This window comes from Psychromonas sp. Urea-02u-13, assembly GCF_002835995.1.
Taxonomy (GTDB): domain Bacteria; phylum Pseudomonadota; class Gammaproteobacteria; order Enterobacterales; family Psychromonadaceae; genus Psychromonas.
This window is the reverse complement of sequence record NZ_PJBZ01000092.1, coordinates 1-24,747: the sequence shown is the minus strand read 5'-3', so window position 1 is coordinate 24,747 and position 24,747 is coordinate 1. Positions and strand designations below refer to the sequence as shown.

The following is a 24,747-nucleotide window of genomic DNA, read 5'->3' as shown; positions in this document are numbered from 1 at the left end:
GCCTGTGCTTTAACAGTATTCACTAACCATGTTTCTGTTTCATTGGCAGGTGTTTCAATCACCACTGCGCCGGTACTGCGCTTTGCCATCCACTTTGACAATGCAAGCGAGATGAACGATCCGCCAAAGCCAAATACGATAGCGAGAATTAATAAACCATCTGTGCTACGAGAATCCATTCCAGTAAAAGCAAAAATAATATTTAAGACAATACCTAATACTAATACAACAGCTAGGTTGGTCATTAAAAAGAGAACGATACGTTTCATAAATACCTCAATATAAAAATGGAGCGACATAATATGGCTTGGGCAATTTTTTGCAAGCTAAATATTGATTGATCACAATTTTTACTTTATCGTGCGCGTTCATAATTTGATAAAAAGGAATACACAATGGCTTTAGCAAGTGCACGTCACATCTTAGTAAGTTCTGAAGAGAGCTGTTTAACGCTTAAAAGCGAAATCGAAGCAGGTACTGATTTTGCTGATGCAGCAAAGAAACATTCATCTTGCCCATCAGGTGCTCAAGGTGGTGATCTTGGTGAATTTGGTCCCGGTATGATGGTACCAGAGTTTGATAAAGTAGTTTTCTCTGCGCCAATCGGTGAAGTACAAGGCCCAGTTAAAACTCAGTTTGGTTACCACCTTTTAGAAGTGACTTCACGTCAAGACTAAGCGGTAATGATTCTGTAAAAGAGCCCGCTTTATAGCGGGCTCTTTTGTTTTATTCTTATTTCCCCTCTTTACTGCTTTAACTAACCCTATACTCTCCTTGTGAACTTTAAATACATCCACATAAATTAATGATAACTATCACTAAAAATTAAGCCTGTTAACAAATGTTTATTTAAAACTTTCCCAGGTCGATAAGTGATGGTATTGCGCACTAAACTTATAATACACCGACATAATAAAAGCAAACAGTAATGCCACAGTTGAACTCACTGATAATAGAAATGAAGCATCGATATCACTGCCACGCCAGACTAATAAATACATCGCACAGCCCCAAGCAACAAAAAAGAACAGTGCCTGACGCGTGAAATTACTCAAGAAACTGCGGTAATGCGGAGGAGCTGTTTTGTAGCCACACTTACGCGCTAAATCAAACAAAGGCGGGTTGTAATTAGACTTCCAAATCCCCTTTGATTCGAGTTCTTCATGTGCTTTTTCAAGTCTTTCTTCGTATGTCATTCGATTATCCTTAGCGCTAAGTAACTGGAATGCTTTAAATATGGTCCCTTTAGCAAATAAAGTAAATGAGAATTATTTCACTTTGTTGCAATGCGCGAATAATAAAAACAGTTATAACTCTTAGCGCTGTTACTTTTCTGTTTCAGGTTTATTACAAATATTTCACTGTTAACGGTGAATTTTAGGCAAAAAAATGCCACTGATTAAAGTGGCATTTCAAATAAGCGAGATTAAAACAGCAGGTAATGGTTACATTAATGCGTCTTGATCTGCGCCTTCTTTTTCGATGACTTCTGGGATCATATGTTCACGTTCAACGCCTAATTTAACAGCTAATGAACTTGCTACATAGATTGAAGAATAAGTACCAACAAAGATACCAATCAACAATGCAGTTGAGAAACCATGAATCAACGCGCCACCGACAACAAACAATGAAACAAGTACAAAGATAGTAGTACCCGATGTAATCATCGTACGGTTTAGCGTTTGAGTGATTGATTGATCAACCACTTCGTCTGGTGTAGCTGTCGACATTAAGCGGAAGTTTTCTCGAATACGGTCAAATACAACAATCGTATCATTCAACGAGTAACCCACGACCGCTAATAGCGCCGCCAGTACCGTTAAATCGAACTCTAATTGGAATATCGAGAAGAAACCTAAGGTAATGATAATATCATGTGCTAAAGCCAGTACCGCACCGGCAGCTAAACGCCACTCAAAACGAGCACTTACGTAAAGCATGATACAAATTAGAGAGATAATAATCGCAAGACCACCATCTTCAGCTAACTCTTCACCCACATTTGGACCAACAAACTCGATACGACGCATGTCTACGTTACCAAAATCAGCTGCTTGTAGCGCATCTAATACTTGGTTACCGATAACCACACCTTTAACACCTTCTTGTGGTGCAATTCGGATCATCACTTCATGGCTGCTACCAAAATGTTGCACGATAGCACCATTGAAATTAGCCTGCGCTAAAGTATCACGTACTTCAGGTAATACTGCTGGTTGCTGAAAACCAACTTCAATCAATGTACCACCGGTGAAATCAAGACCCCAATTAATCCAATTGGTGCTCAGTGATGCGATCGACCCTATGATCAAGAACATTGAAAGCCAAGTTGCTGGCTTTGAATATTTCATAAAACGAATAGGAGATGTCGCTTTAAATAATTCAAACATAATTTTTCCTTAAATCGTTTTAGATAGAAATTTTCTTAATATCATTTCGTCCGCCCCAAAGCGCGTTGACGATGGCACGTGTACCAAATATAGAGGTAAACATAGACGTCGCGATACCCAGCATTAACGTAACAGCAAATCCTTTGATTGGACCGGTGCCCACTGCAAAAAGAATAATTGCGGTAATTAATGTAGTGATGTTGGCATCTGCAATCGTTGAGAATGCATTTGAGTAACCTTCGTTGATAGCACGTTGAATCGATTTACCTGCTTTAATCTCTTCACGAATACGTTCGAAGATTAATACATTGGCATCGACGGCCATCCCGACAGTTAATACAATACCAGCGATACCCGGTAACGTTAACGTTGCCCCTGGAATCATCGACATCAAACCAACAATCATCACGATGTTAAACACTAACGCGAGATTAGCGATAGCACCAAATTTACGGTAATAGATGAACATAAAGATAACCACGGCTAACATGCCGTAAACCATTGCTTTAATACCATTATCGATATTTTGTTTACCTAGGCTTGGACCAATTGTGCGTTCTTCAACAATTTGGATAGGCGCGATTAAGGCACCAGCACGAAGTAGTAATGCTAGGTTATGTGCTTCAGCTGCGTTATCTAAGCCAGTAATTCGGAAACTACGACCCAATTGCGCTTGAATCGTTGCAACATTTGCAATTTCTTCACGTTTAGCAATCTCAGTTTTACCATTGGCTTTCTTTTTACCCGTTGGTAAGTATTCAATGAACAGTGTTGCCATTGGTTTACCAATATTGTCTTTGGTAAAACGTGACATTTTACTGCCACCCTTTGAATCAAGGGAGATACTTACTTGTGGACGGCCATATTCATCGCTGCTCGATTGTGCATCAACAATGTGGTTACCGGTTAAGATGATTTTTTTCTTAACAACAACTGGACGACCATTACGTTCTTTGTAAACAACACTTGAAGAAGGTAAGCGACCAGCTAATGCATCACTGATATCAGTGTCTGAATCAACAGGGTGAAATTCAAGTGTTGCCGTTGCGCCTAAGATCTCTTTAGCACGAGCAGTGTCTTGTACACCTGGTAATTCAACGACGATACGATCAGAGCCTTGACGTTGTACTAACGGCTCAGCAACACCCAGTTCATTAACACGATTACGTAAAATACTTAAGTTCTGCTGTAACGCATCTTCTTTAGTTGATTTTAGTTTTTCATCGCTCATCGAAATCGTTAATACAAATTCGTTGTTTAGTGTTTTATCGTCGAACAATAAACCCGGATTAATTGGCTTAAGATGTGCTTCAGCTCTTTCAAGTGTTGCTTCATCTTTAAAACGTAAAATAACACCTGTTTCAGTGTTTGCTTTACGAATACCACGGAAACGGATTTTTTGTTCACGTAATTCAGAACGGAAATCTTGGACCATTTGCTCTTGCGCTTTAGCAATCGCTTCGTCCATATCCACTTCCATCAAGAAATGAACACCACCACGTAGGTCAAGACCTAACTTTAATGGTGCACCACCAATCGCTTCAAGCCATGCAGGTGTTGCTGGTGCAAGGTTAAGTGCACTTACAAAACCTTCGCCTAATTCAGTACCAATGGTATCGCGGGCAATTAATTGGTCTTCACTTGACGTTAGACGAATTAAAATTTGACCGTTTTCAAGTACCGTGCTTTTGGGAGTGATATTGGCTTGGCTTAATAAGGTTTCTACTTTATCAAGAGTGGCAAGTTCAACTTTTGCACCACGAGTGGCGGATATTTGAATGGCAGGGTCTTCGCCGTATAAGTTTGGCGCGGCGTAAAGCAAGGTCACTAGCACAATAAAGCTAAGTAACAGGTACTTCCACATAGGGTATTTGTTTAACACAATACAGTCCTTTATGTACTGCCAATAACAGAGGTATTGGCATGAAGAAAAAGGCGAAACCGTTGCCGGTTTCGCCTCATTTTATTAGATAGATTTTAGTGTACCTTTTGGTAACACTGCACTGATAAAGTCCTTTTTCAGTGAAATTACGTTGTTCTCGTTTAATTCGATTTGAACGTAATCATTTTCATCGCTAATTTTAACGATGCGGCCAATTAGACCACCCGATGTTAATACTTCATCGCCTTTACCCATGCTGCCCATTAAGCTTTTATGCTCTTTAGTACGACGTGCTTGTGGGCGATAGATCATGAAGTAGAAAATACCAGCAAAAATTACCATCATGAAAATAAAAGAAAAACCACCTTGCTCAGGTGCGCCTTCAGCAGCAGCGTGTGCTTGTGAAATGAAACTCATTGAATATCCCCTAAATTGAAATTATTTTTTTGTTTTATTATTTAGCTACTTAGCGCCATCATTAAAAAAATGACGCTTTTGCAGTCGATTTATTATTTTTCGTCAATGACTGGTTTTTCAACACCAATTCGTTTGTAAAAAGTATCAACGAATTCGTCTAATGTACCTTGCTCAATGGCATCGCGCAATCCTTTCATCAAACGTTGGTAGTAACGTAAGTTATGGATCGTGTTTAGACGAGCACCCAAGATTTCTCCACATTTGTCAAGATGATATAGGTACGCGCGTGAATAATTTTTACACGTGTAACAATCACAATCTATGTCTAAAGTGCTTGTGTCTTCACGGTGTTTAGCGTTACGAATTTTAATCACACCATCAGTTGTGAACAGGTGACCATTACGTGCATTTCGTGTTGGCATAACACAATCGAACATATCAACACCACGACGAACACCCTCAACAAGATCTTGAGGTTTACCTACACCCATTAAATAACGTGGTTTGTCAGCTGGAATTTTAGTCGTTACATGGTCCAAAATACGGTGCATATCTTCTTTTGGCTCACCAACAGCAAGACCACCAATCGCATATCCATCAAAGCCAATTTTTTCAAGGCCCGCTAGTGATACGTCACGTAGATTCTCGTAACAACCACCTTGGATAATACCAAACAGAGCATTTGGATTTTCTTGTTCGTTAAAACGACTACGACTACGCTCAGCCCAACGTAACGAAAGTTTCATTGAAACATTCGCTTCTTCATGTGTTGCTGGGTAAGGCGTACATTCGTCAAAAATCATTACAATGTCAGAGCCAAGATCGTATTGGATTTCCATTGAGATTTCAGGAGATAAAAACACTTCATCGCCATTAACAGGGCTACGGAAGTAAACACCCTCTTCTTTAATTTTACGCATTTTACCTAGACTGAATACTTGAAAACCGCCTGAATCCGTTAAGATTGGCCCTTTCCAGTTCATAAAGTCATGTAAGTCACCGTGCTGTTTAATCACTTTTTGGCCAGGACGTAACCACAGGTGGAACGTGTTACCCAATAGGATTTCAGCACCCGTTGCATCAACCTCTTCAGGTGTCATGCCTTTTACCGTACCGTACGTGCCCACTGGCATAAATGCAGGTGTTTCTACCGTGCCACGCTCAAAGGTTAAACGGCCACGACGAGCGCGCCCATCGGTTGTTAATAAGTCATATTTCATTTTCATTTTTGTTCCTCGTCAGAAAGACAGTCCGACTTGTTATTAATATTGCTATTAAGGTTGTGGTTAATCGACTTAGCAAAAATATTTAAGTCGATTTTTGGTTTACGTGTAAACTTTTTTATGTTGTTTGATTAGTTAAAAACATGGCATCGCCATAACTAAAGAAACGGTATTGCTCTTGTATTGCAATTTTGTAGGCGTTATCAATATTCTCTTTACCCGAGAAGGCGCTGACTAACATTAATAACGTCGATTCTGAAAGATGGAAGTTGGTTAACATCGCATCGATCAACTGAAATTTATAACCTGGGTAGATAAAGATATCTGTCTCTGCAAAGTACGGCGCTAAAGGTGTGCCTTTTGCTAACGTTGCAGCTGCCGCACTTTCTATCGAGCGTACCGACGTTGTGCCCACTGCAATAACACGACCGCCCTTCTTTTTGGTGGCGATAATCTTATCAACGACTTCTTGTGATACTTGCGCTAACTCACTGTGCATGTGGTGTTCAAGAATATTATCAACTTTAACAGGTTGAAATGTACCCGCGCCAACGTGCAAAGTAACAAAGGCAAGATCAGCCCCTTTCGCTTTGATTTTATCGAGGATATTTTGATCAAAATGTAAACCCGCTGTTGGTGCTGCTACGGCGCCAGGGTTCTTATTGTAAACCGTTTGGTAGCGCTCTTTATCAGCATCTTCATCAGGTCTGTCAATGTACGGGGGTAATGGCATATGACCGATGTTCTCTAATACTTCTAATACGGATAGTTCGTTATCAATATGAATTTCAAAAAGAGGACCTTGGCGTTTAACCATCACGGCATCAACACTATTTTCTAAACGTAATTTACAGCCTGGTTTTGGCGATTTTGAGCTGCGTACGTGTGCAAGAAAACTACTATTGTCTAATACACGCTCAACTAATACTTCGATTTTTCCGCCTGTCTCTTTTTCACCAAACATGCGCGCAGGAATAACACGGGTATCGTTAAAAATAAGCAGGTCGTCTTGATTGATTAACTCAAGGATATCGGGAAATTGGCGGTGATTGATTTCACCCGTTACACCATCAAGAGAGAGTAAACGGCTACCGCTACGTTCGCTTTTAGGGTAACGAGCAATTAATGATTCAGGTAGTTGAAAAGAGAAATCTGAGACTTTCATAAGTAGGATCCGCAAACGCAAAAATAAAGCGGGGATTATACCCTACTCTAGCGCGGCTGCAACTCGTTGAATCAAGCAAAGCCTCTAAAACGCAAAAAGGGAAGCTGATAGTCAGCTTCCCTTTTTAGATTTTGATATATGTTTGTTTAGCTAATGCCAGAGAAGCAACTTTGTGAGTTCCAATCTTTCTGACGTTTACTGAGCTCTTGACGAAATATTTCATCATAAACATCTGAGTTTTGTTCGATCATGTTTTCAAGGAGTGAGATACGTTTTGCAATCCAGCGACAGGTTGGAGAAAGCTCTTTATAAGTCCAATCTTGCAGTGCTATTGAGCGAACATTTTGTGCGACATCAGGAAGTTGATCAGGCTGGGTATTCATGCGAGGAGCGTCTGGTACGTTAGCAACTTCAATGTCGATTGTTGTTAAAAACTCAGCCGCAATAACACTCTCTTTCGGTTTTTTATCGGTAAAATGCATCACACCGTTGTCATCAATCCATGTGAAGACGGTTGTGGTAGTGGTGTTACTGTATGCAAGCGGTGAAAAAACCATTATTGATAAAACTAATAGGATATATTTCATTATTTCGGTCCCTGAAATTCAAATTCTCTTATGTATTTCGGGCATTATAACCAAAGTTGATTAAAAAAGTAACTGCTTTTGTAGAGGATAAGGGGCTTGAAACGAGAGCTAGCTTGCATTTACACAGAAAGCTCTCTTAGTTTATTCACACTGCGAATTTAGACTTTTACAAACTACAAATAAAAGTCAATATATTCAATTCAGGTCAAATACTTAGCATTACTCAGTAAGTAGAGAGTTTAATTCTTCTTCCGTCGCGTGACGAACATCCACCCCTTTTACTAAATAAACAACATGCTCACATAAGTTTTTGCATCGATCGCCAATACGTTCGATAGAACGAGCAGAGGCTAATACGTTCAAAATAAAAGGAATTGAACGTGGATCTTCCATCATAAAGGTCATTAGTTCGCGTACGATGCTTTCATATTGACGATTTACTTTTTTGTCTTCGTTATGAATATTAATCGCGGCTTTTAAATCTAAACGTGTAAAGGCATCTAAAGAGTTATGCAACATCTTCAATACGATTTGGCCCATGTTCTCAAGACCAATCAAAGAAGGCACCTCTTTGCCATGGTTTTCAATGACCATCGACGCAATACCTGCAACGCCATCACCAATACGCTCAAGCTCACTAATGCTTTTCATGATAGTCAGTATTAATCGTAAATCGCTGGCCGCAGGCTGACGTTTTGCGATAATACGTGAACATTCTTGGTCAACATTCGACTCAAATTGATTCACTTCTTTGTCTTTCACGATCACTTGGCGTGCAAGCTCAACATTGTTATCCGCCATCGCGACCAACACATCACCAAGTTGCTGCTCAATTAAGCCACCCATCTGCATAACTTGATTACGTACACTTTCCAATTCACTGTTAAACTGGCCTGAAATATGACGATTAAGATTTAATGCTTCCATTGTTTTTTCCTTTTTAACTAATTTTTTGCTTTATTCAATTCAACTCAATACGTATTGCTTTAGGGCTAAGCTATTTAGGTTAAATACAAGGAAAGCGCGCGGAGCTTGGTTTACCAAGTGAGCACGCCTGACGCAGTAGTTAACCTAAATTGCGACGACCTAGAGTCATACTAGCCGTAACGGCCGGTGATGTAGTCTTCCGTTTGTTTCTCTTTTGGCGCAGTAAATAACGTATTAGTATCAGAGTATTCAATCAGTTTACCCATGTACATAAAGGCAGTTTGATCTGAAACACGCGCGGCTTGTTGCATGTTATGCGTTACGATCACCACGGTGAACTGCTCTTTAAGCTCAGTGATTAATTCTTCAATGGTTAATGTTGAGATTGGATCAAGTGCTGACGTCGGTTCATCTAATAATAAAACCTCTGGTCCAATCGCAATAGCGCGTGCAATAACAAGACGTTGCTGCTGACCACCGGACAAACCAAATGCATTATCATGCAAACGGTCTTTCACTTCTTTCCAAAGTGCTGCGCTACGCAGTGATTTCTCGGCAGCTTCATCGAGTGTTCGACGGTCTTTTATGCCTTGTAAACGTAAACCGTAAACCACATTTTCGTAAATAGATTTAGGAAATGGGTTTGGACGTTGAAATACCATACCAACACGTCGACGCAAAGCGGCTACATCAACAGACTTGTCATAGATATTAGTACCTTGTAATTCAATCTTTCCATCTACACGACAGATATCAACTAAATCGTTCATGCGGTTAATACAACGTAACAAAGTTGATTTACCACAGCCAGATGGGCCGATGAAAGCCGTTACTTTACCTTTTGGTATCTTCATTGATACATCAAACAAGGCTTGCTTATCACCGTAATAAAGATCTAAATTTTTAACTTCTAATGCCGTTTTCTCTACACTTAGGTGTGTTAACACGTCTGCTTCTGTACTTGATTTTGGTAATGTGATCATTTTTATTTCCTAATAATTCTTTTAAATATAATTTGTTAGCGATACTTAGTGTTCTAATGAACGATATTTTTCTCGTAAGTTATTACGAATGCCAATGGCCGCTAAATTTAAACCGATAATGACGGTAACTAATAAGAATGAGGTTGCATAAACTAATGGTCGAGCAGCTTCAACGTTCGGGCTCTGGAAACCAACATCGTAGATGTGGAAACCTAAGTGCATAAATTTACGTTCTAAATGTAAGTATGGGAAGTTACCATCAACTGGTAACGTCGGCGCCATTTTAACCACACCAACCAGCATCAATGGGGCTACTTCACCGGCTGCACGTGCAACCGCTAAAATAAGTCCGGTCATAATGGCAGGACTTGCCATTGGCACAATGATACGCCATAACGTTTCTGATTTTGTAGCGCCTAATGCTAACGAACCTTCACGTAAGCTACTCGGAATACGGCTTAGACCTTCTTCGGTTGAGACTATAACCACGGGTAGCGTTAGGATAGCCAGTGTTAATGCAGACCATAAAACACCGGGTGAGCCGAATGTCGGTGATGGTAACGCTTCTGGATATAATAATTGGTCAATACTGCCACCAACAATATAAACGAAGAAGCCTAAACCAAATACACCGTAAACAATTGACGGTACGCCGGCTAAGTTGATTACCGCAATACGGATAAACTTAGTAATGTTATTTTTAGGCGCATACTCGTGCAAGTAGATAGCGGCGATAACACCAAATGGCGTCACGATCACAGCCATTAACATCACCATAAACACAGTACCAAAGATAGCCGGGAATACCCCCCCCTCTGTATTAGCTTCACGTGGGTCATCACTCACAAATTTAGCGGTTTGATGAAACCAATGTTGCACTTTCTCAAGGAAGGTCATTTTATTCGGTAGATAGAAGTCGAGTATCTTTGCAATGGGCATAACCACATCACGACCCGTCATATCGGTAATAACAACAGCATCACGCAGTGCTTGCGTTCGGTACTCAAATAACTGTTTCTCTAGGACCAGGTATTCGTTTTGTAATGTTTCAGATTGCGCTTTAAAACTCGCAATTTTTTCTTCTGTTAATTGACCGTCTAAGTCTAATTTACGTTGCTTAAGTCTTATTCTATCTAAATCGTAGTTAATGCGCCCAATATCACCTTTTAACAAATCCGTTTCTTTGTCTTTAAGTGCTTTGGTTATTGCTAAACGTGTCGAAAACTCCGCTTCAAGCGCTGACGCAGGTATCTTGATATCTACGCCATTTTCTTGAAAGGCTTTTATGTAACCGTAAAAGTTACCGTTTTTTGTACGCTCTAAGACAACGATGTTATCAGGAATATGTTTTTCAACGATGATTGTTTCTAATATCCATTGAAAATCTAAATCAACATATTCACGGTTACCCACTTTAATAAGGTAACGCTCTAATGTATCGCCTTTATCTTCGAGGCCTGTAATACCCGCTTCGATTAATTGCTGTTTAAGTACCGTTTCGCTGTCATAAATTTCACCAATCACATTCATGTGATTGCCTTGTCTATCAAGCATGTCAAATTCATACACAGTAGCAGGCCAGAAAAAACTCAGTCCACGCCAACCAATGAGGAGAAACAGTCCAATCACCATGATCAAACTTAAACTTACTGCACCACCCGTCATCCAGATCCAAGGTGTGCCTGATTTAAACCACTTATTCATATTATTTCCTATTAACACTAAGGATTGGCTTCAAAATTACTTGCGATTTTGTTTTTAAAATAGCCTGTCTTTAAAGGCTTTTTGGAAACAATTTATCGCAAGTTATTTTGTAACGATTTCTAAGCTATGCATCTACTTCAACAAGAACTACAGGCTTGAATACTTTTCACGTAAACGCTGACGTACCAATTCCGCAACCGTATTAAAGATAAAGGTAAAGATAAACAGGACAAAAGCCGCTAAGAACAAGACGCGGTAATGTGAACTACCCACTTCTGATTCAGGCATCTCAACCGCAATATTTGCCGATAAAGAACGCATACCTTCGAATATATTCCAATCCATGATTGGGGTATTACCCGTTGCCATCAATACAATCATTGTTTCGCCTACTGCGCGCCCTGTTCCCATCATCACTGCTGAGAAAATACCCGGGCTCGCCGTTAAAATAACCACTTTAGCGAGTGTCTGCCAAGGTGTCGCACCTAAGGCAAGTGAGCCCATTGTTAAGCTCTTTGGCACACTAAAGATTGCATCTTCTGCGATTGAGTAAATAGTTGGGATAACCGCAAAGCCCATCGCGATACCCACGATTAATGAATTACGTTGGTCAAAGTCGATACCTAATTCATTGGTCAGGTACATACGTGTATCACCATCAAATAACCACATTTCAAGCGGACCACTCAGGCTCATAGAAATGTAACCAGCACATAATAAAACCGGAATTAAGATAAGTGGATGGATACCTTCTGGAATTTTCTGTTTGAAATTCTTTGGCAGTAAAGTCCATAACAACGCGGTTGCTAATACGCTTAATGGCAATGCAAGCAGCAGTAAAATAATGCCCGGTAGCTGGTTCTCAATTAATGGCGCTAACCAAAGACCCGCTAAAAAACCTAAAATTACGGTTGGTAATGCTTCCATTATTTCAACAGTGGGTTTCACATAAGTACGAATAGCTGGTGACATAAAGTAAGCGGTGTAAATAGCGCCAGAGATTGCAATTGGCACAGCAAATAACATGGCATAAAATGCGGCTTTGATCGTACCAAAAGAGATAGGCACTAAGCTCATTTTTGCTTCAAAATCATCACTTGCAGAAGTTGATTGCCAAATATAAGCCGCTTCAGGATAACCTTCATACCAAACTTGTTGCCATAATGCAGACCAAGTAATTTCTGGATGTTCATTATCAAGCTTAAAGAGGGTTACCTTTTGCTCATCAATAACCAGTATTGCATTAGCACGCGGCGAAAAGGCCACTGACAGGTTGTCGTTATCACTGATTTTCTCATTCAATAAACGTGTATTACCCGTTGTATGAAATATTGATAAGTAACCTTTTTTATCCGTAGTTAAAAAACCCTTACGAAAGTACTCAGGCACAATATTGGCAACATTTGCATCAGCAGTAAAATCACGAATAAAGGTAAAAGTACGTTTATTGTCTTTTAATACTTCAAACCATTGACTAATAACACCGTTCTCGTTGGCAACCATCAGCGAACTTGCACCGGTTAACAGCTGTATATCTGATACATGTGTATTCAGTGCATTGATAGGTAAAGCAGATTTGATACGGATATTGTTCGTATTAGAGATATCATAAACCAACAGATCATCACCCGAACGTACAAAAAGATTGTTCAAATCAGGACTTAACAACATTTGTGATACATTGTGAGGCAACGATGGAAGCTCAACCAGCTCTTGTTCCCAAAAAATCTCTTCACTCATCATGTCTTCTGTTGCCGTTAATACAACAAATAGCCCGCGGTTATCATTAGTCACTGCTGCGATAGCACCGCCTTCCTCTGACAGTTCAAAACTAGCCACTGTGATTGGAGCACCTTGTGGGTCGACTTCAATGAGTGATTCTCCAAGCGGATAGTCAATCTTAGCCGTAATCAGACGTTTGTCATTTGGATAACTAGTTGCAAAATCAGGTTTGAAAATAGTTACCTGACCCGTTTGATTAGATAATAAGTAGATATTTGTACTTGGAGAGGACTGTGCAAATGCAACAGGTTGCTTAAGCATCTCTTTAGTTAATAAAAGCGCGCCTAAGTCTTGCTCACGTAATGAGTAAAAAGATAAGACCCCCTGCTCATTAACTTGATAACTGATATCGTTTTGTTCATCCAAACCAAGCGCATAGAGCTGCTCGTTTTTAGTTTGCATAAACTGTTTCTCTGCTTCAATGGTCACCGGTGCAAAAATAGGTAATACCACATAAAGTAAGTAACCAAAGATAAGTAATAGGGTTACGAGTACTAACGCACCACCACTACTGATACAGTATTTTACTATCTTATCTTTTATTACGCGTTTCTGATTAGCGCGTAACCGGTTTGACAAATCGCTGTGCATTAAAATTCTCCAACATTATTGATGTTGGAGAGTATATGGCGCTTTTGTGACAGTTATATTACAGCTGTAATCTTTGTGTTATTTATTAAATAATTAGGCGGAAAAATGCGAAAATAAACCTATAGCGGTTTAAGTTTTCCTTTTGCGTCGCTTAATTTTTTATAACCTTTATTAGCCATGAATGCCGCTAATTCATTTTCTATACGCTCAAAGCAATTTGCGCCTTCTTTTTCAAAACACGTTGCGATTTGCACTGCGTCGGCACCTGCTAATAAGTATTCAAATGCATCAACCCCATTTTTGATACCACCTACACCAATGATCTGAATATCATCGGTGAGTAATTCACGAAATGCACGTACATTAGCAAGGCCAATAGGTTTGATATAATCGCCACACAATCCACCAAAGCCACCTTTTGGTTTAATAATTGGAGATTCTGTAACGGGATCAATAATCAGTGTATTACCAATTGAGTTAACACAGGTTATAAATTTAACGGGAAATTTTTTGAGGATGTTGGCCATGGCAATAAAATGTGACATATCGAAATACGGCGCGAGCTTGATACCAATCGGTTTATCACCTAATACGGTTAATGCTTTCAATGCGCACTCAACCTGTTCAAAGTCATAAGCAACTTGTGCTTTACCTGGAATATTAGGGCATGAGAAATTAACTTCGATTAAATCAACGTCACTCTTTTGAAAAGCACTGACCATCTCGATATTGTCTTCGATACTAAAACCAGAAATACTCACAACAACAGGTTTACCGAGCGCTTTTAGTTTCGGCACCATTTCCAGGTAGGCTTTATAACCCAGGTTTGGTAATCCCATTGACGGTATCGAACCTAACGGTAAATCACTGTAACGTGGCTCAGGGTTTCCCTCTCGAAATTCTATCGTGCATGATTTTGTCACAACCGCAGCTGACGCTGATTGTGCCACAATCTCGAGTTCGTCCCATGTTGTACATTTAGGGCCCGATGCATTCATTAAGTAACTGTCTAGCTGTACACCTGCAATTGTTGTTGATAGATCTACCTGCATTTCATTCTCCGATGATTAAGTTCACTAAAGTGTATTACAGGTCACATTTAGCACTTTGATTAGAAACAAAAAGTTAATCGATTACTGAGTCTAAAAGTGTCATTTAGTGAAAGTTCTTATTAATAGTCACGCTATTAATTTTGCAGTGTTTGCTAGCGTGTGTCGCACCTCCCCAAAACGGCAGGACTGAAGTCCAACTTCCAAAATAACGTTATATCAACATGCCCCTGGAAGTCCGCCTTTAGGCTTGCATGGGTTTCTACCCCTGAAAATACTGCAGGACTGAAGTCCCACTTCCAAAGTACGATATATCAACATGCTATTGGAAGTGAGCCTTTAGGCTTGCATGGATTGCTAACCCTGAAAAGCGTTCTGGATAAAACGTGTTTTATTGAGCAGATAGTAAACGGGATTATGAATAGTGTTTAAAGGTGCACGCGAAGATAAGTGGCGGTGAATATTAAGAAGGATGGATAAAAATAATAATGATGTTTATTGGCAAAGTAGTCGATAAGAAGAGTACTTGTCGGAATCTAGTGGGGAGTTTCAAATAGTTAAGCGTAATTTAATTGCTAGAGAGGAATTTTGGGCAAAAAAAAGGAGACATAATGTCTCCTTTTATCAATCATCTACTAATCAGTAACAATTAAGCAAGTGCTTTTTTAGCTACTTCAACTAAATGAGCAAATGTTGCTTTATCAAATACTGCGATATCAGCAAGGATCTTACGATCGATCTCAACAGAAGCCTTTTTCAGACCATTGATGAAACGGCTGTAAGACAAACCACTGATACGAGATGCTGCGTTAATACGAGCGATCCAAAGTTGACGGAAAACACGTTTACGTTGACGACGGTCACGGTAAGCGTATTGGCCAGCTTTAGTTACTGCTTGTACTGCTACGCGATAAACACGTGAACGAGCACCGTAATAACCTTTAGCTTGTTTTAAGACTTTCTTATGACGTGCACGAGCTTGTACACCACGTTTTACTCTTGGCATTTTTTATTCCTTACTTAAGCGAATGGTAACATTCTGTTAACACTAGGTACATCTACTTTTGAAACCATTGCTTGTGCGCGCAGGTGACGTTTACGTTTAGTAGACTTCTTAGTAAGGATATGGCGTAAGTGTGATTGCTTACGTTTAAAGCCGCCAGAAGCAGTCTTTTTAAAGCGCTTTGCAGCACCTTTGTTCGATTTCATTTTAGGCATTGCGAACTCCGCATTGTTCTAAGTTAATATAAACCAGTAAGGCGAGCCGATAAATCGACTACTTTACGCCTTAGCTAGCACGTTTAGGGCCAAGTACCATCACCATTTGTCGACCTTCCATTTTCGGGAAAGATTCAACATTAGATATCTCTGCTAAGTCCGCTTTAATACGGTTTAGTAGAGCTAGTCCAAGTGATTGGTGTGCCATTTCACGACCACGATAACGTAGCGTTACTTTAGCCTTATTGCCCTCTGATAAAAAGCGAGTCAGGTTGCGTAGTTTTACCTGATAATCGCCTTCGTCAGTTCCAGGACGGAATTTTATTTCCTTCAGCTGGACCTGAACTTGCTTTTTCCGCTGTTCTTTTGCGGATTTGCTCTTTTCATAGAGAAATTTGCCATAATTCATGATGCGACAAACTGGCGGCTCTGCATTAGGACTGATCTCTACAAGATCAAGGTTCTGCGTAAATGCCATGTCTTTCGCTTCTTCAAGAGAAACAACGCCGATTGGCTTGCCTTCAGAGTCTGATAAACGCACTTCTGTTCCAGTAATCTCTTCGTTCAAGCGATGTTTATTGCCCTGTTGTGGGGCTTTTCTTGCACCTTTTATAACAAATTCCTCCAATAGTAGTTATCGACGAGCGATGATTTCTTCTTTAATTTGGTTCACAAAGTCATCGACTTTGATTTTACCTAAATCATCACCCTTGCGTGTTCTAACAGCAACTTCATTTGCTTCTACCTCTTGATCACCAACAACAAGAAGGTAAGGAACACGCTTTAATGTATGCTCACGGATTTTAAAGCCTATCTTCTCATTTCTCAAGTCCGAAATGGCTCTAATTCCCGATTTTTTCAATTTATTTACAACTTCATGCACAAAATCAGACTGTTTATCAGTAATGTTCATCACAACAACCTGTTGTGGTGATAACCAAGTCGGAAAAATACCTGCGTATTCTTCAGTTAAAATACCGATGAAACGCTCTAATGAACCAAGAATTGCACGGTGAATCATAACCGGAGTATGACGTTCGTTATCTTCACCTACGTAAGTCGCATCTAAACGGCCTGGCATTGAGAAGTCTAACTGTATTGTACCACACTGCCACGCACGACCTAGACAATCATACAAAGTAAATTCAATTTTAGGGCCATAAAATGCACCTTCACCTGGTAAATACTCAAATTTGATATCGTTTTTATCTAAAGCGTTAGCAAGTGCTGCTTCAGACTTGTCCCATGTCGCGTCATCACCCACACGTTTTTCTGGACGAGTTGATAATTTAACAACAACATCTTCAAAACCAAAGGTTTTATAACATTCGAATACCATATTGATACAAGCAGATACTTCATCAAGAATTTGCTCTTCAGTACAGAAGATATGTGCATCATCTTGTGTAAAGCCACGTACACGCATCAAACCGTGTAAAGAACCCGATGGCTCATTACGGTGACATGAACCAAACTCAGATAAACGCAGTGGTAAATCACGGTATGATTTAAGGCCTTGGTTAAATATTTGAATATGACCAGGACAGTTCATTGGTTTAATCGCGTAATCACGGTTTTCAGAACACGTACAGAACATACCGTCTTTGTATTTGTCCCAGTGACCTGATTTTTCCCATAATGAACGATCTAAAATTTGTGGGGCTTTTACTTCTTGGTAATCATAGGCAACCGTTTGCTCACGAATATAAGTTTCTAATTCGCGGTAAATAGTCCAACCGTTTGCATGCCAAAACACCATACCTGGCGCTTCATCTTGCATATGGTAAAGATCTAACTGTTTACCAATTTTACGGTGATCACGTTTTGCTGCTTCTTCTAGACGTTTCAAATAAGCTTTAAGCTGTTTTTTGTCTGCCCATGCTGTTCCGTAAATACGTTGCAACATTTTGTTATCTGAATTACCACGCCAATAAGCGCCCGCTACTTTCATTAATTTAAAGTATTGGCTGAATTTCATCATTGGTACGTGAGGACCACGACACATATCGATGTATTCTTCGTGATGATACAAACCAGGACGGTCATCTTTATCGATGCCTTCTAGAATTTCTAATTTGTACGGCTCATCGCGTTCTTTAAACAATGCAATCGCTTCATCAACTGACACCGTCTTTTTAACAACAGAGTAATTTGTTTTAACTAGCTTATTCATCAGTTTTTCGATTTTAGCTAACTCTTCGTCATTAATAGTAACGTCTACATCGATATCGTAATAAAAGCCGTTATCAATCGTTGGACCAATTGCCATTTTAGCTTGAGGATAAAGCTGTTTAACAGCATGTCCCAATAGATGCGCGCACGAGTGGCGTAAGATTTCTAAACCTTCATCATCTTTAAGGGTGATGATAGAGATAGTTGCATCATTTTCGATAGGATCACAAGCATCGACAAGTTTTCCGTCAACACGACCTGCGATACACGCTTTCGCGAGACCAGGACCGATATCGGCAGCAATTTCCATAATTGAAGTTGTATTGTCGAATTGACGTTGATTACCGTCGGGAAGTGTAATTGTTGGCATCTTATTATATCCTCACAGTGATGCTTCGAACGAAGAAGCATTTGTATCATTAATCCATAAATTGGTCGCGCATTTTAAAACAAAATGACGGCTTTGAAAAGGTTCAATTTATGGACTAATAGAAGGAGGATGTTATTCGTTTTCTGGTACGAGGGTAGAAAGCTCTGAAAAAGCACTGCCTTTAAATAAACTTTGTACCGTTTCTTTATTAGAAGCAAGGTATAAACCCAACTCCTCAAGTTGCTGATCATCGAGTGTCACTGAGCTTTTACTTAAAAACTCAGCCAACTGATCGGCGCTATCAAGCATTTTATCGTATAAATCTGCTTCTTTTTTACTGGTAAAGGTCATTTTTTCAACACCCTTTCGTTCAACTATGTATTTAATGATGACTGCCACGGTAGCCTCTTCTCTCTTTGATTAGTCATGGTTGTATATACAGTAAATGTTTTTTATGAAAAAAGCAACTTTGTAAGTATACTATGTGTCAATCAAACGTCACTTTAAGTCACTTATTTGAAGAATATTATCGAATGAAAACAATCATCTGTCGCCACTGCGACATGACATCAGCGATTCCAACGATGGATACGGGCCATGTGGCAAAATGTATTCGTTGCGAACAAGTGATCTACAAAAAAAGTTGGTGTAACCCATCTGGCCTATTGGCGTTATGTATCACCGCGCTCATTATTACCATCCCTGCTTTTAATCTGCCTTTAATTTCGATACATCTATTAGGTATCACCGAAGAAACAAACTTGATACAAGGCGCCATCATGATGATTGATGTTGCCCCCCTTGTTTCTTTTGTTGTGTTGTTGTGTGCCGTTATTGCACCGACCTTACTGGTATTGAGTATTGCGATTAGCAGTGTCAGTTTAGCGCTGAACCATAAAGCGATTTTTCTACCTAAGGTATTTAAGGTAACTCGTCTATTAATACATTGGTCGATGTTAGAGGTTTATATGGTGAGCTTGATGGTGGCCATTTTTAAACTGATGAATTATGCCGACCTCTATATAGGCAGTGGTTTCTATTTTTTTGTTGCATTACTTTTATTAAATTTAACCATCATAAGTAATTACAGTAATCACCAATACTGGGAAAAATACCAAAGCTTATGAGTAAACTCGCCGTCGCAGGAAAATCAGGAAAACAACAAGGTTTACAGGTTTGCTCAATTTGTGGCAATTACTGTGAAAATAAAACTGATATAAAGCATTGCCCTACCTGCAATAACGACATTTCAGAACGTAAAAATAATAGCTTACAAAAAACCTGGGCTTTATTAATTACGGCTATTATTTTTATCATTCCTGCAAACGTTTACCCAATTACCTTTCTGCTTAAAAATAACAACCTTTACCCAGACACTATTATGAGTGGCATTATTTCTTTAGTAGATAGTGATATGCAGGGCATTGCGCTCATTGTCTTTATTGCGTCTATTGCAGTGCCAATCTTAAAAATAGTGGCGCTGGTGTTTATTACCCTTGCGGTGCAATTAGGTTGGCGTTTTTCTGCACGCAGACAATTACTTATTTTTTCATTTGTAGATTGGGTTGGCCGTTGGTCGATACTGGATCTATTTGTTATTTCGATCATGGTCGCGGTGTTCGATAAAGGGAGTCTACTCTCTGTTTACCCTGGCGTTGCCGCCACCTCGTTTACAGTCGTTGTCATTGCAACCTTATTTGCCGCCAACAGTTTCGACACTCGTTTAATTTGGGATGCGCAGCGCCCGGAAATAAACACTAAGACTCAGGATAAATTATAAAATGACTGAACAATTAATAGATAACCAAGCTAAAATAGCAAAAACACGTTCTATTTCCCCTATCTGGTTTTTGCCCATTGTTGCTGCCTTGCTCGGTATATGGATATTATTTCAAAATATAACAAATGCTAAAACGAGCATACAAATACATTTTGAAAATGCTGAAAGTATCATTGTAGATAAAACCCGTATTCGCTACAAAGGGGTTATTGTCGGCACCGTAAAGAAGGTTGAGCTTGATAGTAGTAATGGCGTTAATGTTGTCGCTGAAATTGAATCTCATGCAAAATTTATGTTACGTGAAAAAACACAGTTCTGGTTAGTCTCTCCTAAAGCCTCGTTAACCTCTATTTCAGGGTTAGATACCCTTTTCTCTGGTAGTTATATTAACCTTCACCCTGGTAATGGCGATGACGCATCAAACTTCACCGCAGTCTTAGAGCAACCAATCACGATCCCTGATAATGCCTTGCTCGTGAATTTAAAAAACGACAATGCAGGTTCAATCAGCGTAGGCACACCACTATTCTATAAAAAAATACAAGTGGGTGAAGTGGTCCGAGTCCTATTAGATAAAAGTGATCAGTTCATTCATATAAAAGCGTTTATCAATGAAAAATACAGCCACCTTATTAAAGAAGATACTAAGTTCTGGAATATAAGTGGATTATCAGCCAACGTTTCTCGCTCAGGCATTGATTTTAAATTAGACAGTATTACTTCATTAATCGCAGGTGGCATCACTTTTAGCTCTCCCAAAGAGAGTAAAAAATTAACCGAAAATACAACCTTCACCCTATTTGAAAACATCGACAAAACAGAAATGGGGATTAATGTCGCGCTTATATTAAATAATATCACTAACTTACCTAAAGGGGCGGGCATCCTTTTTAAAGGCCACGGCATTGGTCGCATTACAGATCTACAATATTCAACTGAGAAACAACATTTCATTGCCACAGCAACCATCAATCCTCAATTTAGTGACATGATCGGTGAAGGTGCACAATTTTGGTTAGAGAAAACCTCGTTATCATTTTCTAATATAGAAAATATTGGCAATCTCATTACTGGTGACTATATCGGTTTCTCTCCCGCTCCTTTGACACAAAAAACATCGGCTAAAAAGCGTACATTCAATGTGCAACATAACAAAGCCCCGATTGCACCGGTACTTTCCTTATTATTATTAGCAGACGATGCCACCGGGCTTAATACTGGCGACCCTATTTCTTACCAAGGGTTAGAAATAGGTAATATTGCAGCGCTTAGTTTTTCTAAGAATGGTCAGTATATTGAAACTAGCGTACACATTTATCACCAGTATCAATATTTAGTGACGAGCAGCAGCCAGTTTTATTTGCTCAATGGTGTCAATATCGAAGCATCGTTAAAAGGTCTTGAAATACAGTCCACACCCTTAAAGAACTTAGTCTCTGGTGGCATTGGTTTATATAACAAATTCCCGGTTAAAAAAAGCACAAAATTAGCCAAACTAAAAAGCAATATACGTTTTCGTTTATACCCTTCCAAAGCAATGGCCAAACTGGGTAAAAACGTATTCAGTAAAGCACACTCAATTTCTTTATTAAGCAAACAATTACCCTCTATAAGCGAAGGTTCACCTGTTTATTATCATAAATTCCCCATTGGTGAAGTGAGTGGTTTTTCTATCGATGATTCAGGCTTAATGCGCACCACGCTTGCCATTAAAGGACAGTATAAACATCTCATTAAATCTGAAAGCGTATTCTGGAACATTAGTGGTTTTAAAGTTAACGCGGGTTTATCAGGTGTCAAAATTGAAGCAGAATCATTACTTTCCATCGCCAGTGGGGGCATAGCGGTAGATAACGCGCCAGCGGGTCTTAATAATAAATTCAAGAGTGGTGCTTACAAACTGTTTAGCAGTTATAAAGCGGCAACGCTACCCGTGAAACAAATCACTGTCACCTTTGAGCAAGGTTATGAATTGCAAGTGGGCACTAAACTACGTTTGAAAGGGTTAATTGTTGGTGAAATTACGGCACTCAAATTAAACACTCAAAATGATGTACAAGCGAGTGTTGATATTGAACCTGAGTTTATACAACAAGTAACCACTCAAGGGACTCGTTTTTGGATCATCAGAAGTGAGCTATCCATGTCTGGCGCTAAAAACTTATCGACATTAATTTCAGGTGTTTACTTAAATGTATTACCAGGGAACGGTAAACTAACAACACACTTTAAAGGTGAGGCAGGCGCTCCAACCTTAGCAACCAACAAAGTCGGCTTACCTATTGTTTTATCCGCTGATAATGCAGGATCAACTGATATTAGCAGCCCGGTCTACCATCGCCAAATTCAAATTGGTGAAGTGGTTGATAAACAATTAAAGGCTGATGCATCAGGTGTTGAAGTAACGCTAAATATCTACCCAAAATACGCACATCTGATAAGAAAAAATTCTATTTTTTGGCCGGCTTCTGGATTCAATTTAGATATTGGCATTACCGGAGCAAGCCTCAAATCAACATCGTTAACTTCACTAATAAAAGGTGGGATTAACATGAGTACCACTGACAAAAAGAAACTACAGGCGCCAGCTACCGCATTTACCTCATTCAAACTTAAACAAAGTTTTAATGATAAATGGCTAACGTGGAAATTGGCGATTCCAAAACCTTAAAACAGCCACTGAAACTATGCTATATTGCGCGCACTTTATTGAGCGCGTTTTTGTAAGGAATTAAATTGAATAATATTGTTGAAAATAACCAACTTCTCCCACAGCCATATATCGATAAAATGGCATCGATTTTGCCCAAACACCTTTCTCTACAAGAGTTTGTTGATAGCTGTCATCGCCCTTTGCGTCGTGCCATTCGTGTTAATACATTAAAAACATCTGTTGAGGCGTTCCTGTTACGAGCGCAGGAGCATGATTGGAAATTAACAGCAATACCCTGGTGCACTGAAGGCTTCTGGATCGAATTAGATGAACAGGAAGTACCATTAGGCAATAGCTTTGAACATCTGTCGGGTCTTATCTACATTCAAGAAGCGAGCTCTATGATGCCAGTGGCAGCGCTATTTCATCTATTTGATGCGAGCAGTAATGCAACATTATTAGATGCGGCCGCCGCACCAGGTTCTAAAACAACACAAATAGCAGCAAAAATGGGCAATAAAGGGTTAATTATTGCTAATGAGTTCTCTGCAAGCCGTATCAAAATGTTACATGCAAATACTCAGCGCTGTGGCATTAAGAATGTGGCGCTCACCCATTTTGATGCCAAAATATTTGGTAATTGGTTACCTAATACCTTTGATGCGATTTTACTTGATGCGCCTTGCTCGGGCGAAGGTACGATTCGCAAAGATAAATTAGCAATGAAAAACTGGAATCAACAAGCGATAGATGAGATATCTTCAGTACAAACAGGCCTCATTGAAAGTGCCTTTCATGCTTTAAAAGAGGGTGGTGTATTAATTTATTCAACCTGTACATTAAGCCTTGAAGAGAACCAGCAGGTTTGTTTTTCATTACAGCAAAAATTCCCAGACGCTGTTGAGTTTGTCCCGCTTAACGACCTGTTCGACAACGCAACCGAGACAGCCACTGAAGAGGGCTTTTTACATATCTGGCCACAGGTCTATGACACTGAAGGGTTCTTTGTCGCGGCGATTCGCAAGACAGAAAAAACAGATCCAGAGCGTAGCAATAAACGCATTGCTAAAATGCCATTTATCCGCCCTACTCGTCAAAAGGAAGCTGAACTATATGCCTACTTTAAAGAGCAATTTGGCATAAACGATATTGATGGCATGTTATTCATACGTGATAAAGAGTATTGGTTATTTCCTGATAATATTAAACCACTGATCAATAAAGTACGTTTCTCTCGTTTAGGCATAAAAATAGCCGAAGAGTTTGGTAACTACAAAAAATCTGGATTTAAAACACAGCACGAGTTTGTGACTGCATTTGAAAAGCAAGCAACTACAAATATAGTTGAGCTTGATGCGGCACAAGCTAAAGAGTATTACCAAGGTAAAGATATCCGCGATGTTGAAACTAACGGCGCATCAGGGGAGGTATTGGTCAGTTACCGAGGGCAGATAATCAGCCTTGGTAAAGCTCTTAACAATCGTCTTAAGAACAACTTACCAAGAGAGTTGATTCGCGATAAAAACCTGTTTGATAAATAGTGCGTATCTATCAACAGTTACTGTGTATTTTCCTGCTGTTTCTATTATTAACGGAGATGGCTTTAACGCTTTACTTAATGAAATCATCATTGGGAATAAATTTGTTAGATGGGTACTCATTAGGGTTATGGACATGGTTTAATGACAATGTATTAGTGATACTCAGCTAACGTAGTTGATCAGGGGCCCAGACTTTAGTCAGGTTGGTTTTGATGTGTTTTAAATACACGCAAGACTGAAGTATTGACCCCTGTTTGCCACTATGTGAAAAGCAATACGTGGGGCGAATGGCACTGCATTAAGCTTTTCT

Annotated in this window: 22 protein-coding genes and 1 pseudogene; 5 read left to right on the top strand and 18 right to left on the bottom strand. The window is 39.5% G+C overall.

Going from position 1 to position 24,747, the window contains the following annotated elements; translation table 11 throughout:
- Window positions 1-269, bottom strand: a pseudogene (locus CXF74_RS17595) (DUF2614 family zinc ribbon-containing protein); the annotation flags it as partial.
- Window positions 270-395: 126 nt separating this feature from the next.
- Between CXF74_RS17595 and CXF74_RS17590 the strand changes: the two are divergent.
- A complete protein-coding gene (locus CXF74_RS17590) occupies window positions 396-677 on the top strand; it encodes a peptidylprolyl isomerase (RefSeq protein WP_101083834.1) in 282 nt (93 codons plus the stop codon).
- A gap of 168 nt (window positions 678-845) precedes the next feature.
- Here the strand turns inward: CXF74_RS17590 and CXF74_RS17585 are convergent, their stop codons facing one another.
- The 17 genes from CXF74_RS17585 to CXF74_RS17505 form a co-directional block, all read right to left on the bottom strand.
- Window positions 846-1,196, bottom strand: a complete 351-nt coding sequence (locus CXF74_RS17585) for a DUF6404 family protein (RefSeq protein ID WP_101083833.1) — start codon at window positions 1,194-1,196, stop codon at window positions 846-848.
- 249 nt (window positions 1,197-1,445) lie between these two features.
- Complete coding sequence (gene secF, locus CXF74_RS17580) at window positions 1,446-2,393, bottom strand: protein translocase subunit SecF (RefSeq protein WP_101083832.1); 948 nt, start codon at window positions 2,391-2,393, stop codon at window positions 1,446-1,448.
- 19 nt (window positions 2,394-2,412) lie between these two features.
- Window positions 2,413-4,275 (bottom strand): protein translocase subunit SecD, encoded by a 1,863-nt coding sequence (gene secD, locus CXF74_RS17575; protein ID WP_101083831.1) that lies wholly within the window; start codon window positions 4,273-4,275, stop codon window positions 2,413-2,415.
- 84 nt (window positions 4,276-4,359) lie between these two features.
- Complete coding sequence (yajC, locus tag CXF74_RS17570) at window positions 4,360-4,692, bottom strand: preprotein translocase subunit YajC (RefSeq protein WP_101083830.1); 333 nt, start codon at window positions 4,690-4,692, stop codon at window positions 4,360-4,362.
- Between the two features lie 92 nt (window positions 4,693-4,784).
- On the bottom strand, window positions 4,785-5,912 hold the full coding sequence (tgt, locus tag CXF74_RS17565) for a tRNA guanosine(34) transglycosylase Tgt (RefSeq protein ID WP_101083837.1): 1,128 nt from the start codon (window positions 5,910-5,912) through the stop codon (window positions 4,785-4,787).
- A gap of 121 nt (window positions 5,913-6,033) precedes the next feature.
- Window positions 6,034-7,080, bottom strand: coding sequence for a tRNA preQ1(34) S-adenosylmethionine ribosyltransferase-isomerase QueA (gene queA, locus CXF74_RS17560; RefSeq protein WP_101083829.1), 1,047 nt, complete (start codon window positions 7,078-7,080; stop codon window positions 6,034-6,036).
- A 146-nt stretch (window positions 7,081-7,226) separates the two neighbouring features.
- Entirely contained in the window at window positions 7,227-7,667 is a 441-nt protein-coding gene (locus CXF74_RS17555) for a DUF4124 domain-containing protein (RefSeq protein ID WP_101083828.1), read from the bottom strand.
- Between the two features lie 219 nt (window positions 7,668-7,886).
- A complete protein-coding gene (gene phoU, locus CXF74_RS17550) occupies window positions 7,887-8,594 on the bottom strand; it encodes a phosphate signaling complex protein PhoU (RefSeq protein WP_101083827.1) in 708 nt (235 codons plus the stop codon).
- 170 nt (window positions 8,595-8,764) lie between these two features.
- Window positions 8,765-9,577: a phosphate ABC transporter ATP-binding protein PstB gene (gene pstB, locus CXF74_RS17545; protein WP_101083826.1), complete on the bottom strand. Its 813-nt coding sequence runs from the start codon at window positions 9,575-9,577 to the stop codon at window positions 8,765-8,767.
- Window positions 9,578-9,622: 45 nt separating this feature from the next.
- Window positions 9,623-11,281 (bottom strand): phosphate ABC transporter permease PstA, encoded by a 1,659-nt coding sequence (gene pstA, locus CXF74_RS17540; protein WP_101083825.1) that lies wholly within the window; start codon window positions 11,279-11,281, stop codon window positions 9,623-9,625.
- Between the two features lie 147 nt (window positions 11,282-11,428).
- Window positions 11,429-13,654 (bottom strand): ABC transporter permease subunit, encoded by a 2,226-nt coding sequence (locus CXF74_RS17535; RefSeq protein ID WP_101083824.1) that lies wholly within the window; start codon window positions 13,652-13,654, stop codon window positions 11,429-11,431.
- 119 nt (window positions 13,655-13,773) lie between these two features.
- Entirely contained in the window at window positions 13,774-14,706 is a 933-nt protein-coding gene (locus tag CXF74_RS17530; RefSeq protein WP_101083823.1) for a dihydroorotate oxidase, read from the bottom strand.
- 646 nt (window positions 14,707-15,352) lie between these two features.
- The gene (rplT, locus tag CXF74_RS17525; RefSeq protein ID WP_015464855.1) at window positions 15,353-15,709 is read right to left on the bottom strand and encodes a 50S ribosomal protein L20; all 357 of its coding nucleotides are present in this window, start codon (window positions 15,707-15,709) and stop codon (window positions 15,353-15,355) included.
- A gap of 14 nt (window positions 15,710-15,723) precedes the next feature.
- Window positions 15,724-15,921 (bottom strand): 50S ribosomal protein L35, encoded by a 198-nt coding sequence (gene rpmI / locus CXF74_RS17520; RefSeq protein WP_101083822.1) that lies wholly within the window; start codon window positions 15,919-15,921, stop codon window positions 15,724-15,726.
- Between the two features lie 70 nt (window positions 15,922-15,991).
- Window positions 15,992-16,549, bottom strand: a complete 558-nt coding sequence (infC, locus tag CXF74_RS17515) for a translation initiation factor IF-3 (protein ID WP_101083821.1) — start codon at window positions 16,547-16,549, stop codon at window positions 15,992-15,994.
- A 6-nt stretch (window positions 16,550-16,555) separates the two neighbouring features.
- Window positions 16,556-18,463: a threonine--tRNA ligase gene (thrS, locus tag CXF74_RS17510; protein ID WP_101083820.1), complete on the bottom strand. Its 1,908-nt coding sequence runs from the start codon at window positions 18,461-18,463 to the stop codon at window positions 16,556-16,558.
- 132 nt (window positions 18,464-18,595) lie between these two features.
- Window positions 18,596-18,862, bottom strand: coding sequence for a YebG family protein (locus tag CXF74_RS17505; RefSeq protein WP_101083819.1), 267 nt, complete (start codon window positions 18,860-18,862; stop codon window positions 18,596-18,598).
- Window positions 18,863-18,996: 134 nt separating this feature from the next.
- Here CXF74_RS17505 and CXF74_RS17500 point away from each other — a divergent pair, with 134 nt between their 5' ends.
- The 4 genes from CXF74_RS17500 to rsmF all read left to right on the top strand — a co-directional run bounded on the left by CXF74_RS17500 (window position 18,997) and on the right by rsmF (window position 24,437).
- Window positions 18,997-19,590, top strand: a complete 594-nt coding sequence (locus CXF74_RS17500; RefSeq protein ID WP_232772568.1) for a paraquat-inducible protein A — start codon at window positions 18,997-18,999, stop codon at window positions 19,588-19,590.
- Window positions 19,587-20,243, top strand: coding sequence for a paraquat-inducible protein A (locus CXF74_RS17495; protein WP_101083818.1), 657 nt, complete (start codon window positions 19,587-19,589; stop codon window positions 20,241-20,243). Before CXF74_RS17500 ends, CXF74_RS17495 begins: the two co-directional genes overlap by 4 nt.
- A gap of 1 nt (window position 20,244) precedes the next feature.
- Window positions 20,245-22,914 (top strand): PqiB family protein, encoded by a 2,670-nt coding sequence (locus CXF74_RS17490; protein ID WP_101083817.1) that lies wholly within the window; start codon window positions 20,245-20,247, stop codon window positions 22,912-22,914.
- Between the two features lie 65 nt (window positions 22,915-22,979).
- Window positions 22,980-24,437 (top strand): 16S rRNA (cytosine(1407)-C(5))-methyltransferase RsmF, encoded by a 1,458-nt coding sequence (gene rsmF / locus CXF74_RS17485; RefSeq protein ID WP_269800779.1) that lies wholly within the window; start codon window positions 22,980-22,982, stop codon window positions 24,435-24,437.
- Window positions 24,438-24,747 lie beyond the last annotated feature (310 nt).